General features: G+C 71.5%; 12 protein-coding genes. 7 read left to right on the plus strand and 5 right to left on the minus strand.

The genetic code is table 11. The features are described 5' to 3' along the window. Positions 1 to 95: 95 nt before the first annotated feature. Both ACFVN5_RS16755 and ACFVN5_RS16760 read right to left on the minus strand, forming a co-directional pair. Positions 96 to 1,751 (minus strand): thiamine pyrophosphate-binding protein, encoded by a 1,656-nt coding sequence (locus tag ACFVN5_RS16755; protein WP_376956435.1) that lies wholly within the window; start codon positions 1,749 to 1,751, stop codon positions 96 to 98. Positions 1,752 to 1,906: 155 nt separating this feature from the next. After that, on the minus strand, positions 1,907 to 2,071 hold the full coding sequence (locus ACFVN5_RS16760) for a hypothetical protein (protein WP_376956437.1): 165 nt from the start codon (positions 2,069 to 2,071) through the stop codon (positions 1,907 to 1,909). A gap of 179 nt (positions 2,072 to 2,250) precedes the next feature. Between ACFVN5_RS16760 and ACFVN5_RS16765 the strand changes: the two genes are divergently transcribed. The 4 genes from ACFVN5_RS16765 (at position 2,251) to ACFVN5_RS16780 (ending at position 6,414) form a co-directional block, all read left to right on the plus strand. Further along, positions 2,251 to 2,565 (plus strand): hypothetical protein, encoded by a 315-nt coding sequence (locus ACFVN5_RS16765; RefSeq protein ID WP_376956439.1) that lies wholly within the window; start codon positions 2,251 to 2,253, stop codon positions 2,563 to 2,565. 194 nt (positions 2,566 to 2,759) lie between these two features. After that, complete coding sequence (locus ACFVN5_RS16770) at positions 2,760 to 4,259, plus strand: glyceraldehyde-3-phosphate dehydrogenase (protein ID WP_376956441.1); 1,500 nt, start codon at positions 2,760 to 2,762, stop codon at positions 4,257 to 4,259. Positions 4,260 to 4,361: 102 nt separating this feature from the next. Next, complete coding sequence (locus ACFVN5_RS16775; RefSeq protein ID WP_376956443.1) at positions 4,362 to 5,537, plus strand: thiolase family protein; 1,176 nt, start codon at positions 4,362 to 4,364, stop codon at positions 5,535 to 5,537. An 88-nt stretch (positions 5,538 to 5,625) separates the two neighbouring features. Beyond that, a complete protein-coding gene (locus ACFVN5_RS16780) occupies positions 5,626 to 6,414 on the plus strand; it encodes an SDR family NAD(P)-dependent oxidoreductase (protein WP_376956445.1) in 789 nt (262 codons plus the stop codon). 71 nt (positions 6,415 to 6,485) lie between these two features. On the opposite strand, the gene ACFVN5_RS16785 is transcribed toward ACFVN5_RS16780, so the two are convergent. The 3 genes from ACFVN5_RS16785 to ACFVN5_RS16795 form a co-directional block, all read right to left on the minus strand. After that, positions 6,486 to 7,463 carry a permease prefix domain 1-containing protein gene (locus ACFVN5_RS16785; protein WP_376956447.1) on the minus strand — a complete coding sequence of 326 codons (978 nt, stop codon included), beginning with the start codon at positions 7,461 to 7,463 and terminating at the stop codon, positions 6,486 to 6,488. After that, positions 7,463 to 7,801 carry a PadR family transcriptional regulator gene (locus tag ACFVN5_RS16790; protein WP_376956449.1) on the minus strand — a complete coding sequence of 113 codons (339 nt, stop codon included), beginning with the start codon at positions 7,799 to 7,801 and terminating at the stop codon, positions 7,463 to 7,465. The genes ACFVN5_RS16785 and ACFVN5_RS16790 overlap by 1 nt, the downstream gene beginning before the upstream one ends. Before the next feature lie 277 nt (positions 7,802 to 8,078). Next, the gene (locus ACFVN5_RS16795; RefSeq protein WP_376956451.1) at positions 8,079 to 9,521 is read right to left on the minus strand and encodes a helix-turn-helix domain-containing protein; all 1,443 of its coding nucleotides are present in this window, start codon (positions 9,519 to 9,521) and stop codon (positions 8,079 to 8,081) included. 128 nt (positions 9,522 to 9,649) lie between these two features. Here ACFVN5_RS16795 and ACFVN5_RS16800 point away from each other — a divergent pair, with 128 nt between their 5' ends. From ACFVN5_RS16800 to ACFVN5_RS16810, 3 genes are all read left to right on the plus strand, one after another. Beyond that, positions 9,650 to 11,515 carry a phosphoenolpyruvate carboxykinase (GTP) gene (locus ACFVN5_RS16800; RefSeq protein WP_376956453.1) on the plus strand — a complete coding sequence of 622 codons (1,866 nt, stop codon included), beginning with the start codon at positions 9,650 to 9,652 and terminating at the stop codon, positions 11,513 to 11,515. A gap of 150 nt (positions 11,516 to 11,665) precedes the next feature. Further along, positions 11,666 to 12,046, plus strand: coding sequence for a DUF1622 domain-containing protein (locus ACFVN5_RS16805; RefSeq protein ID WP_376956455.1), 381 nt, complete (start codon positions 11,666 to 11,668; stop codon positions 12,044 to 12,046). Positions 12,047 to 12,102: 56 nt separating this feature from the next. After that, on the plus strand, positions 12,103 to 12,300 hold the full coding sequence (locus ACFVN5_RS16810; RefSeq protein WP_376956457.1) for a hypothetical protein: 198 nt from the start codon (positions 12,103 to 12,105) through the stop codon (positions 12,298 to 12,300). Positions 12,301 to 12,306 lie beyond the last annotated feature (6 nt).

Raw genomic sequence — 12,306 nt, forward strand, 5'->3', positions numbered from 1 at the left:
GCGAGGCCGGGCTGTCGTCGGTGCCGCAGACGGCGCTGGTGCGATCGTATACGATCCGGCAGCGTCGCGTCGTGGCATCCGCTCGGGACGAGGGCTCAGCGGGTGTTCACCGCGATGATCTCGTGCTGGTACGGCGCGATCACGGAGCCCGAGATGCGGCAGTCGAGCACCAGGAACCGACGCTCGCCGACCGGCTCCGCGGCCCAGTCGCCGAGGCGGTCGAGGTCGGCGAGCTCGCGCACCACCACGCCCTCGGCACCGACGGCCGCCCCGAGGGCCGCGAAGTCGACCTCGGGGATGCGCATGGGCGGCTCGGCGTAGCCCTGCAGGCCGTAGAGGTGCACCTCCGCGCCGTAGGCCGCGTCGTTCCACACGACGGCGATGCCGCGCCCGCCCGCCGAGCGGACGGCGGTCTCGAGGTCGGCGAGCGCCATGAGGCCGCCGCCGTCGCCCGTCGTGAGCACGATCGTCGACCCGGGCTTCGCCGCCGCGGCGCCCGCGACGCTCGGGAAGCCGAGGCCGATCGACTGGAACGCGGTGCCCACCATGAGCATGCGGTCTGGCGACGCCACCGGCCAGTACATGTTCGCCCAGCCGATGAAGTGCCCCCCGTCGGACACGACCACGCGATCCTCGGGCAGCAGCTCGCCGATGCGCGCCGCGACCGTGCGCGGATCGAGGCGCCCGTCAGCCGCCACGACGCCCGTGCCGGGATCGTGGGCACGGAGCGGGGCGAGCTCGACGGACTCGCGCCACCCCGACGGCGTCGCGTCGAGCCCGGCCAGCTCGTGGACCAGCGCCCGCGCCACCATGCCCGCATCGCCGCGCACGTAGCCGCCGACGTGCGGATGCGTCGCCGCGGGCGCGACGTCGACCTGCACGACGCGGGTGCCGGGCGCGAAGAGCTCGCCGAAGCGCATCGTGAACTGGTTGAGCGACGCGCCGAACACCACCGCGACGTCGGCCTCGCGGACGATCGCCATGGCGCCCTCGGCGCCGAAACCGCCCGTGACGCCCAGGTCGAAGCGGTCGTCGGGGAAGATCCCGCGCCCGAGGGCCGTCGACGCGGTGATCGCGCCCGTGGCGTCGGCGAGGTCGCCGAGGGCCTCGCCCGCGTCGGCCAGCCAGGCCCCGCGGCCGGCGAGGAGGAACGGACGTTCCGCCGCAGCGAGCGTGCGCGCGAGGTCGGCCACCGCCTGCACCCCGAACGGACCGGCAGGCGCGATGGCCGACGGCAGCACGGGGGAGGAGATCCCGGGGAGGTCGCCCGCGTCGCGCGTACCAACGTCGTAGGGGATGGCGAGCACGGTTGGCACGCGGTACGCGAGGGCGTGCTCGATCGCGATGACCGTCGTCGCCGCGGCATCCGTGCGACCGACCGTGTACGTGCGGGCGCCGACCGCCGAGGCGAGCGCGATCTGGTCGACGCCCCACGGGCGCGGGCCCGACGTCGGCTCATCGCCGACGACGAGCACGAGCGGCACCTTCGCCTGCACGGCCTCGGCGAGGCCCGTCAGGGTGTTCGTGAAGCCGGCGCCGTAGGTGGCGGTGGCCACCGCGAGTCGGCCCGACGCACGGAAGTACGCGTCGGCGGCGACGACGGCGGCCTGCTCGTGCCGGACGGCGGTGTAGGCGACGTCGGTGTCGTGGAGCGCGTCGAGGAACGCGGCGTTCCCGTTGCCCATGAGGCCGAAGACGTGGTCGACGTGGGCGGAGACGGCGTGTGCGACGTGCGCGGAGACGGAGGCCATGCGGGTCCTTCGAGACGGTGACGGATGCGGATTCCGTATGTGTCTCGCTCGACCGCGTCACGGGCCGGCTTCGTGCCCATTTTTCGAGCACCGGCGCGGTGCGCCTGGACGGGACGAGTATACGACCCGTCCAGGCGTGCCGACGTCGTTCGGGATCAGACGCTGCGGTTGCCGGTCAGCATCCGCACCAGCCACACGATCACCGCGATCGCGAGCAGTACGATGCCGACCCACAGCAGGAAGTTCAGCGACTGCACGAAGCCGCCGGTGAACAGCAGGATGATGGCGACGATGGCGACGATGATCAGGAGGATGTTCATGGAGCTTCCTTCCCTTCGGGACTGGGCGATCACGCTTTCGCACCGGGCCGGGCGATCGTGAGTGCCTCTGGGCGTCACTCGACCACAGTTCCGGTGTCGTGTCGAGGGGTTTCCGAGATCGGCCGAAGTGCGATACGCGCGTGCGAAACGGCCCGTCGGCGCAGGGCAGAATGGGTCGGGTGAAGACGACCCAGCTGCGCAGGTACACGCTCGTCGACGGAGAGTACGACGCGTTCGTCGAGTGGTGGCGCGGCGCCATGCCCGCCGTCCGTCCGCCTGCGGGGTTCACGATCGAGTTCGCCTACGGCCTGCGGGAGTCGAACGAGTTCGTGTGGGCCGTGAGCGCCACCGGCGACCGCGACGAGTTCCTGCGCCTCGAGCAGGCCTACCTGGCCTCCGACGCCCGCGCCGCCGTGTTCGAGGGCGTGCCGCAGCGCGTCGCGGTGTACGACATCCGCTTCGTCGACGACGACCAGGCCACCGCCATCTCCTGACCGCGGCATCCGCTGGCCCTCGTGGCCACGTTCGGCCGTGCCATGCGCCGTCGCGTACACCCGCCGCTCAGATCGGGCCGCCTATGATCGAGGCATCCCCCCGGAACACCGACGGCCGACGCTGCCCACCGGCGCGCGCGGCCCGAGCATGACCACGGCGACGACGCCACGCGCGCGAGCCGGAGAGGAACGACGTGAGCCACGAGTTCGACGCCCGACGCACCGAATGGATCGCCAGGGAGGAGCTCGCCGAGCGGATGATCCCGCTCGTCGGCGGCCTCTACCGGGACCACGGGGTGGTGACCTCGATCCACGGCCGTCGGCTCATCAACCGCTCGGCGATCGAACTCCTGAAGGCGCACCGGTTCGCCCGCCAGGCCGGCGACGACGAGCTGTCGCTCGCCGACTCGATGCGCGTCCTCGAGGCGCTGGGCGAGCTGCGCCCGGGCCCGGCGTCGATCGATGTCGCGCGGCTCGTGGCGCGCTACCGCGAGTCGGGCGAGCGGATGCCGCTCGTCGACTTCCTGCGTGACGAGCTCGCGCCCGTGCTCGACTCCGCCGGCGGCGACGGCCCGGCCGGCACCGATGTCGTGCTGTACGGCTTCGGCCGGATCGGCCGCCTCCTCGCGCGCATCCTGATCGCCCACACGGGCGGCGGCCAGGGCCTGCGCCTGCGCGCCATCGTCGTGCGAAAGGGCTCGGCGAACGACCTCGTGAAGCGCGCCAGCCTGCTGCGCCGCGACTCGGTGCACGGCCCGTTCGCGGGCACCATCGAGGTCGACGAGCAGCGCAACACGATCCTCGCGAACGGCACGCTGATCCAGGTCATCTACTCGAACGACCCGGCGACCATCGACTACACGGCGTACGGCATCCGCGACGCCATCGTCGTCGACAACACGGGCCGCTGGCGGGACGCCGAGGGCCTCGCGCAGCACCTGCAGTCGAAGGGCGTCGCCCGCGTGCTGCTGACCGCGCCGGGCAAGGGCGCGATCAAGAACATCGTGCACGGCATCAACCACGGCGACATCCAGCCGTCCGACCGCATCCTCTCCGCGGCATCCTGCACGACCAACGCGATCACGCCCGTGCTGAAGGCCGTGAGCGACGCGTACGGGGTGGTGCGCGGCCACGTCGAGACGGTGCACTCGTTCACGAACGACCAGAACCTCATCGACAACTTCCACGCGGGCGACCGCCGCGGACGCTCCGCCGCCCTGAACATGGTCATCACCGAGACCGGCGCCGCGAAGGCGGTCGCGAAGGCGCTGCCCGAGTTCGCGGGCAAGCTGACGGGCAGCGCGATCCGCGTGCCGACGCCCGACGTGTCGCTCGCGATCCTCAACCTGCAGCTCGAGCGTCCCACCGACAAGACGGAGCTCAATCGCTACCTGCGGCAGGTGTCGCTCACGTCGCCGCTGCGCCAGCAGGTCGACTACATCGAGTCGCCCGAGGTCGTGTCGACGGACTTCGTGGGCTCGAACCGGGCCGGCATCGTCGACGGGCTCGCCACGATCGCCGACGGCACCGACGCGGTGCTCTACGTCTGGTACGACAACGAGTACGGCTACAGCTGCCAGGTGGTGCGCGTGATCGAGGCCATGGCGGGCACGCACCCGCTCGTGCTGCCCGAGCGCGAGCCCGTGCTGGTCGAGCGGGAGCTCGAGCTCATGTCGGTGGCGGTGGTCGAGTAGCGCCCGGCGCAGCCGGACGCGTATCGAGACCTCGTGACCGATCTCGATACGCGTCGCCTGCGGCGGCGCTACTCGATCACCGAGCGAACGTAGGCTGGACGCATGAGCACCGAAGCCGTCATCGTCGACGTCATCCGCACCCCGGTCGGGCGCGGCAAGCCCGGGGGCATCCTCTCGGGCCTGCACCCGGTCGACCTGCTCGCCGGCGTGCTCGACGCGCTCGTGTCGCGGAACGACCTCGACCCGGCCCTCGTGGACGACGTGATCGGCGGATGCGTCAGCCAGGTCGCCGAGCAGAGCTATAACATCACCCGCAACGCCGTGCTCGCGGCGGGGTTCCCCGAGACCGTGCCGGGCACGACGCTCGACCGGCAGTGCGGATCCAGCCAGCAGGCCGCGGCGTTCGCCGCGCAGGCGATCCTCGCCGGCCAGGCCGACATCGTCATCGCGTGCGGCGTCGAGTCGATGAGCCGCGTGCCGCTCGGATCGAGCGCGGCCGGTGCCGACCCCTACGGACCGCGCCTGCACGCTCGGTACCCCGACGGGCTCGTCAACCAGGGCGTGTCGGCCGAGCTCATCGCCGCGAAGTGGGACCTGTCCCGCGAGGAGCTCGACGCGTTCGCCGCGCGGTCGCACCGCCTTGCGGCGGAGGCCGGGGCATCCGGCGCCTTCGCGACCGAGGTGGTGCCGGTGCCGGGCGTCGACACCCTCGTCGACGAGACCGTACGGCCCGCGACCTCGGTCGAGTCGCTCGCCGGGCTCAACCCGGCGTTCCGCACCGACGCGCTCGCCGAGCGCTTCCCCGACCTGGACTGGCGCATCACGCCGGGCAGCTCGTCGCCGCTCACCGACGGTGCCTCGGCCGCGCTCATCATGAGCGCCGAGGCCGCCGAGCAGCTCGGGCTCGAACCGCGCGCGCGGTTCCGCTCGTTCACGGTCGTCGGCAGCGACCCGCTCTACATGCTCACGGGTGTCATCCCGGCGACGGCGAGGGTGCTCGAGCGGGCCGGGCTCACGCACGACGACATCGACGCCTACGAGGTGAACGAGGCGTTCGCGTCGGTGCCGCTCGCCTGGCTCGCCGACACGGGGGCGGATGCCGCGAAGCTGAACCCGCGCGGCGGCGCCATCGCCCTCGGCCACGCGCTCGGCTCGAGCGGCACGCGCCTGCTCACGACCCTCGTGAACCAGCTCGAGGCGACCGGCGGACGCTACGGCCTGCAGACCATGTGCGAGGGCGGCGGCATGGCGAACGCAACGATCATCGAGCGCATCTGACCCACCGCCCGCTGAGCCGGTCGAAGCGGGCATACACTGGCGCTCGCTTCGACAGGCTCAGCGAGCGGACTCACGAGAGGACACACCGATGGAGTTGAGCGGGGCATCCGCGATCGTCACCGGGGGGGCGTCGGGCCTCGGCCGCGCCACCGCGCGCGCGCTCGTCGAGGGCGGGGCATCCGTCGTGCTCGTCGACCTGCCCGGTCCGCGCGGCGAGGAGGCCGCGGCGGAGCTGGGCGAGCGCGCCCGGTTCGTGGCGGCCGACGTCGCGAACGAGGCCGAGGTGCAGGCGGCCGTCGACGCGGCATCCGCCCTCGCGCCGTTGCGCGTCGCCGTGAACTGCGCCGGGATCGTCACCGCGAACCGCACCGTCGGGCGCGACGGACCCGCACCGCTCGACGCGTTCGAGCGCACGATCCGGGTGAACCTCATCGGCACGTTCAACGTGACCCGGCTCGCGGCCGCGGCGATGGCCGCCACCGAGCCCGTCGAGGCCTCGGTGCCGGGCGGGCCGTCGACGCCCGAGCGCGGCGTCATCGTGTCCACGGCGTCGGTCGCCGCGTTCGACGGCCAGGTCGGCCAGGCCGCCTACTCGGCGTCGAAGGCCGCCGTCGCGGGCATGACACTGCCGATCGCGCGCGACCTGTCGAAGCTGCTCATCCGCGTCGTCACGATCGCACCGGGCATCTTCGAGACCCCGATGATGGCGGGGATGTCCGACGAGGTGCGCGCCTCGCTCGAGGCCCAGGTGCCGCATCCGTCGCGACTCGGGCACCCGACGGAGTACGGGGCTCTCGTGCGGTCGATCATCGCGAACCCGATGCTGAACGGGGAGGTCATCCGCCTCGACGGCGCGATCCGGATGCAGCCGAAGTAGCATCGCCGACCGCGTCGGACGAGCGGACGCCGTGGGGTCGGGCCCCGCGGCATCCGCTCGCGTCGGCTGTATCAGATCCGTCCGATGGTCGGCATCGCGCCGCCGCGACCCCGCACCGTCTTGATGACGCCGTCGACCACGTCCCAGATCGCGACGCCGATGACGACGACGAGGATCACGGGCACGATCACGTCGCCGGCGTCGCCCCACGGCCAGCCCATCGCGTCGAGCGCTGCGGGGTTGATGAGCTGCCCCGTCGTGAAGAGCCAGACGGCCGGCACGACGAACGCGACGTTGAGCACGAGGTTGGCGGCGGCGAGCCACCAGTTCCAGCCCCAGAGGTAGATCGCGACGGCGAAGAGCATCTCGAGCCCGATGAGCACCAGGAAGTACGGGAGCCAGAAGCTCCAGAGGTCGGGGTTCAGCAGCGGGATCGACTCGAGCGCCCCGACCCACGGGATGCCGAACTGCTGCCAGACGATGAGGATCGCGAACAGCCCGAGGAAGACGATCGACGCGATGAGCTCCGAGAGCTTGCCGGGACGGCCGAGTTCGGGCAGCTGGGGCAGCATCTCGGGATTCCAGGTGAGCTCGGCGGCTGCGGCGCCGGGGGAGCGCTCGGCGATCGCGAAGGCGAGCGTGGTCCAGAACCCAAGATTCACGACGAGCGATAAGCCGACGCTCACGGCGCTGCCGATCACGTCGCCGACCTGGGCGCCCGAGAGCACCTGGGCGAACGCGACCGCCGCCACCGCGATGGGCAGCACCACGGCGTACAGCAGCTTCAGGAGGCGCCACCAGGTGAGGTAGTAGCGCGGCCCGATGAGCTGCAGCGGGCGGTCGACGTAGCTCGCGGCGAGGGCCGCGGGATCGCCGAGCTCGACGAGGGCCATGCGCTCGGCGTCGGCGGGGGCGCGGCCGTTCTCGACGAGGGCGTCGGTCGCGTCGCCGATGCGCTCGCGGAGCTCGCGCTCGAGGTCGGTGCGCTGGGCCTCGGGCACGCTGCGCGCGGCGGCGTAGACGTACCGGTCGGTCAGTGTGGCGTTCATCATTCGTCTCCCGTGGTCAGGCGCGTGAGCGCCGCGTCGATCAGGTGCCAGTCGGTGATGAGGGCGCCGGCGAGTCGCTCGCCTGCGTCGCTCGTGCGGTAGAACTTGCGCGGCCGCGCCTCGTCCGTGTTCCACTCGCTCGTGAGGAGCCCCTGCTTCTCCAGGCGACGGAGCAGGGGATAGAGGGTGTTCGCGTCGACCGTGATGCCGAGCCCGTTGAGGGACTCGAGCAGCGCGTACCCGTAGTCGGGCGTGCGCAGCCGGATCAGGCACGCGAGCACCACGGTGCCGCGGCGCAGTTCCTGCAGGTGGCCGGCGGTCGTGTCATCGGTGCTCATGTCCGACACGATACTGTGCGTCGCACACTAATGCAAGAGACACGATGCAGTAACGGATGCCGCGAGCTCGCTGCATCCGCTGCATCCGCTCACATCCGCGTCGACCCGCGTCGTCAGCGTCCATCCGCGTTTCTCAGGACGCACCTCACGAATGCGGCTGCTTCTCAGGAGAGGTCGACGGCTCAGTCCGGCCGATCCCGAGATCCTCCTGAAAAAGGTCGGTCACCGATGAGCCCACGCGGATGCCGCGTGCCCGCGGCATCCGCTGCACCATGCATCACTGGTCGGCGTGCGCCTCGAGGAACTCGTACACCTCGGCGTCGTCGACGCCCGGGAACGTGCCCGACGGCAGCGGCGACAGCACGTGCGCGTGCAGGCGCGCGCTCGGCCACGCCCGTCCGGACCAGCGCTCGGCGAGCCCGAGCGGCGCCCGGCGGCAGCACGCGTCGTCGGGGCAGGTCGACGCCGCCCGCAGCGTGGTCTCGCGCCCGCGGAACCACTTCGCCTGCGCGAACGGCACGCCCACGGTGATCGAGAACTCCGCGGCATCCGTGCGCCCGGTCTGCGTGGCGCACCAGAAGGTGCCCGCGGGCGTGTCGGTGTACTGGTAGTTCTCGGTCGTGCGGTTGGTGTGCTCGAACGCCGTGCGGGCGCTCCACTTCTTGCAGACCCACTGGCCCTCGATCGAGCCCGTGACGTCCGTGGGCAGCGGCAGGCCGTCGTTCTCGTAGCCCTTCAGCAGTGCGCCGTCGCCGTTCACCCGCAGGAAGTGCAGCGTCATGTCGAGGTGGCTCGTGGCGAGGTTGGTGAACCGCAGCGCCGCGGCTTCGTGCGTCACGCCGAACGCGTCGCGGAAGTCCTCGATCGCGAGCCGCTTCTCCTTCTTCGCCTGCTGGAGGAACGCGACGGATGCCTCCTGCGGCATCAGGCACGCGGCCGCGAAGTAGTTGATCTCGAGCCGCTGCCAGAGGAACTCGTCATAGCTCGCGGGCGGCGTGTGCCCGAGGAGGCGGTGCGCCATCGCCTGCAGCGCCATCGAGCGCAGGCCGTGCCCGCCGGGGATCGACGCGGGCGGCAGGTAGATGCGGCCGTTCGCGAGGTCGGAGATCGAGCGCGTCGAGTCGGGCAGGTCGCTCACGTAGATGAGCTGGAAGCCGAGGCGCTCGGCCATCACGCTGACCTCGCGGTGCGTGAGGGCGCCCGCGCGATGGCCGGAGGCGCGCACCTGGTCCTCGGCGAGCTGCTCGATGTGGGCGAGGTAGTTGTGCTGGGCGCGCATGCGCTCGCGCAGGTCGGTGTTCGCGCGGCGCGCCTCCTCGGGAGTCGCGATGGCCTCGCTCGCGCGGCGCTGCAGCTCGCGGTGCAGGCCCACGATGGACTCCAGCGTCTCGTCGCTGATGCCGCGGCCCGGCCGGATCGCCGGCAGGCCGAGCGACGCGTAGAGGGGGCTCGACTGCGCGCGCCCGAGCTCGAGCTCGAGCGCGGCGCGTCGGCTGGGCGCCTCGCGGGCGAGGAGGTCGGCGAGCTCGACGTCGAGGGCACTCGCGAGGGCGTCGAGCGTCGAGAGCTTCGGCTCGCGCTTGCCGTTCTCGATGAGGGACAACTGGCTGCCGGCGAGGCCCACCGCGTCGCCCAGCTGGTCGAGGGTCAGGCCGCGCTCGCCGCGGAAGTGGCGGATGCGCTGGCCCAGCGTGGCGAGGTCAGGGGTGCCGGCTCTCATGGCTTAAGGATAGCGAAAGATCGTTGATTCTTAACACGCGAATTGGCCCAACAGAACCCGCAAACCGGCGCATCCTTGAAGTACGAACCACTCCGGCCGGCCGGTCGGGACCCTGGAAAGGAACGAAGATGACGATCTCCGAGTTCTCCATCGGCACCGAGACCACCGCCGACGACGACCGGGCACGACGCGGCACCACCGACCCCGCGCTCAACGCCTGGGTCGCGGAGATCGCCGCCCTCACCAAGCCCGACGAGATCGTCTGGGTCGACGGCTCGAAGCACGAGGCCGACCTCCTCACGAAGCAGCTCGTGGCCGAGGGCAAGCTCACCAAGCTCAACCCGGAGTGGCGCCCCAACAGCTACCTCGCCCGCACCGACCCGTCGGACGTCGCCCGCGTCGAGGACCGCACGTTCATCTGTTCCACGTACGAGGAGGACGCCGGCCCGACGAACAACTGGCGCGACCCGCGCGAGATGCGCGCCGAGCTCACCGAGGTCTTCGACGGCTCGATGAAGGGCCGCACGCTGTACGTCGTGCCGTTCTCGATGGGCCCGCTCGGCGGCCCCATCTCGCAGCTCGGCGTCGAGATCACCGACTCGCCCTACGTCGTGCTCTCGATGGGCATCATGACCCGCATGGGCGAGCAGGTGTACCGCCTCATCGAGGCCGGCGAGCCGTGGGTGCGCACCGTGCACTCGGTCGGCTACCCGCTCGTCGACGGCGTCGGCCACCGCCGCGCCGAGGTCGACTGGCCGTGCAGCGACACGAAGTACATCGTGCAGTTCCCCGACTCGCGCGAGATCTGGTCGTACGGCTCGGGCTACGGTGGCAACGCCCTGCTCGCGAAGAAGTGCTTCGCGCTGCGCATCGCGAGCGTCATGGCCCGCGACGAGGGCTGGCTCGCCGAGCACATGCTGCTCATCAAGATCACGTCGCCGCAGGGCAACGTGTACCACGTGGCCGCCGCCTTCCCGTCGGCCTGCGGCAAGACCAACCTCGCGATGCTGCAGCCGACGATCCCCGGCTGGTCGGTCGAGACCATCGGCGACGACATCGCCTGGATGCGTCCCGGCGACGACGGCCGCCTCTACGCGATCAACCCCGAGGCCGGCTTCTTCGGCGTCGCGCCCGGCACGGGCGAGACCACGAACCCGACCGCGGTGCAGACCCTGTGGGGCAACACGATCTTCACGAACGTGGCGCTGCGCCCCGACGGCGACGTGTGGTGGGAGGGCCTCACCGACACCCCGCCGGCGCACCTCACCGACTGGGAGGGCAACCCGTGGACGCCGGAGTCGGGCCGCCCCGCCGCGCACCCGAATTCGCGCTTCACGGTGGCCGCCGCGCAGTGCCCGCAGATCTCCGACGACTGGGACGCGCACGACGGCGTGCCGATCGACGCGATCCTGTTCGGCGGACGCCGCGCCACCAACGTGCCGCTCGTCGCCGAGGCCCGCTCCTGGAAGCACGGCGTGTTCATGGGCGCGACGATCTCATCGGAGCAGACCGCGGCCGCCGAGGGCACCGTCGGCGAGCTGCGCCGCGACCCGTTCGCGATGCTCCCGTTCTGCGGCTACAACATGGCGGACTACTGGGGCCACTGGGTCAAGATGGGCCGCGTCCTCGGTGGGAACGCACCGAAGATCTTCCAGGTGAACTGGTTCCGCAAGGGCCACGACGGCACGTTCCTCTGGCCCGGATTCGGCGAGAACTCGCGCGTGCTCGAGTGGATCGTCGGTCGCATCGAGGAGGACGCCGACGCCGTCGAGACGCCGATCGGCCTGCTGCCGGCGACGGGGTCGCTCGACCTCGAGGGCCTCGAGATCACGGATGCCGCGCTCGAGCACCTGTTCGACGTCGACCGCGACTCGTGGCTCGCCGAGTGCGACCTCACCGAGGAGTACTTCGCCCAGTTCGGCGACCGCGTGCCCGCGGCGCTGAAGGCGGAGCTCGCCAGCCTGCGCTACCACCTCTCGCACCAGGCGGCGTAGTACCTGAGACTCGAGGGCCGGAGCGCGCAAGGGAAGGTGCGCCCGGCCCTCGTGCATGCGCGGCATCGCCCGCGTCGTTCGCGGCGCGCGGCGGAATCGCACCGCCCCACCGGTCGTGCGCGGCTAGCGTGTGCCGCAGAGGGGAGCGCGATGGAGTTCGGCGAGATCATCTCCAGGGCCGGCGAGGTCGTCGATGTCATCGGCGTGATCGCGATCGTCGTCGGCGTGGCCTACGCGCTCATCGACGCGGCGCTGCGCGGCATGCGTCGCCTGAGCCCGATCTACACGCGGTTCCGCCGCGTGCTCGGGCGGGCGATCCTGCTCGGCCTCGAGCTGCTCGTGGCCGCCGACATCATCAAGACGGTGGCCGTCACCCCGACCCTCGAGTCGGTCGGGGTGCTCGCGATCATCGTGCTCATCCGGACGTTCCTCAGCTGGTCGCTCGAGCTCGAGATCTCGGGCCGCTGGCCGTGGCAGAAGCGCCGCCAGGACCTCGACGAATCGGCGAGGGCGGAGGCCGAGGGCATCTGAGCGCCGCTCGTCCCGGGCGGATTGCCGCTCCACGGAGCGCGGAGTAGCTTGCGGCCATGGATTGGTGGTGGACCGTCCTCATCCTGGGAGGTGGGCTCATCGTCTTCGGCGTGGTGCTCGCGCGGCGGATCCGGCGCGATCGATCGTCGGGGACCGAGGGTCCCGACGCGTTCGACGACGCGGGCACGCGTGCGGCCGAACGCGGGCGCGACGATCCCGAGATCAGGAAGTGGGGCGCGGGAGGCGGCGGTTAGGACCGC

It is taken from the genome of Agromyces sp. NPDC057865 (assembly GCF_042796995.1).
In the GTDB taxonomy this organism is placed as follows: domain Bacteria; phylum Actinomycetota; class Actinomycetes; order Actinomycetales; family Microbacteriaceae; genus Agromyces.

Bases quoted from the DNA above. Each gene is read 5' to 3' on its own strand.
- ACFVN5_RS16755 (WP_376956435.1), bottom strand. From the start codon at position 1,751: ATGGCCTCCGTCTCCGCGCACGTCGCACACGCCGTCTCCGCCCACGTC.
- ACFVN5_RS16760 (WP_376956437.1), bottom strand. From the start codon at position 2,071: ATGAACATCCTCCTGATCATCGTCGCCATCGTCGCCATCATCCTGCTG.
- ACFVN5_RS16775 (WP_376956443.1), top strand. From the start codon at position 4,362: ATGAGCACCGAAGCCGTCATCGTCGACGTCATCCGCACCCCGGTCGGG.
- ACFVN5_RS16780 (WP_376956445.1), top strand. From the start codon at position 5,626: ATGGAGTTGAGCGGGGCATCCGCGATCGTCACCGGGGGGGCGTCGGGC.
- ACFVN5_RS16785 (WP_376956447.1), bottom strand. From the start codon at position 7,463: ATGAACGCCACACTGACCGACCGGTACGTCTACGCCGCCGCGCGCAGC.
- ACFVN5_RS16790 (WP_376956449.1), bottom strand. From the start codon at position 7,801: ATGAGCACCGATGACACGACCGCCGGCCACCTGCAGGAACTGCGCCGC.
- ACFVN5_RS16795 (WP_376956451.1), bottom strand. From the start codon at position 9,521: ATGAGAGCCGGCACCCCTGACCTCGCCACGCTGGGCCAGCGCATCCGC.
- ACFVN5_RS16800 (WP_376956453.1), top strand. From the start codon at position 9,650: ATGACGATCTCCGAGTTCTCCATCGGCACCGAGACCACCGCCGACGAC.
- ACFVN5_RS16805 (WP_376956455.1), top strand. From the start codon at position 11,666: ATGGAGTTCGGCGAGATCATCTCCAGGGCCGGCGAGGTCGTCGATGTC.
- ACFVN5_RS16810 (WP_376956457.1), top strand. From the start codon at position 12,103: ATGGATTGGTGGTGGACCGTCCTCATCCTGGGAGGTGGGCTCATCGTC.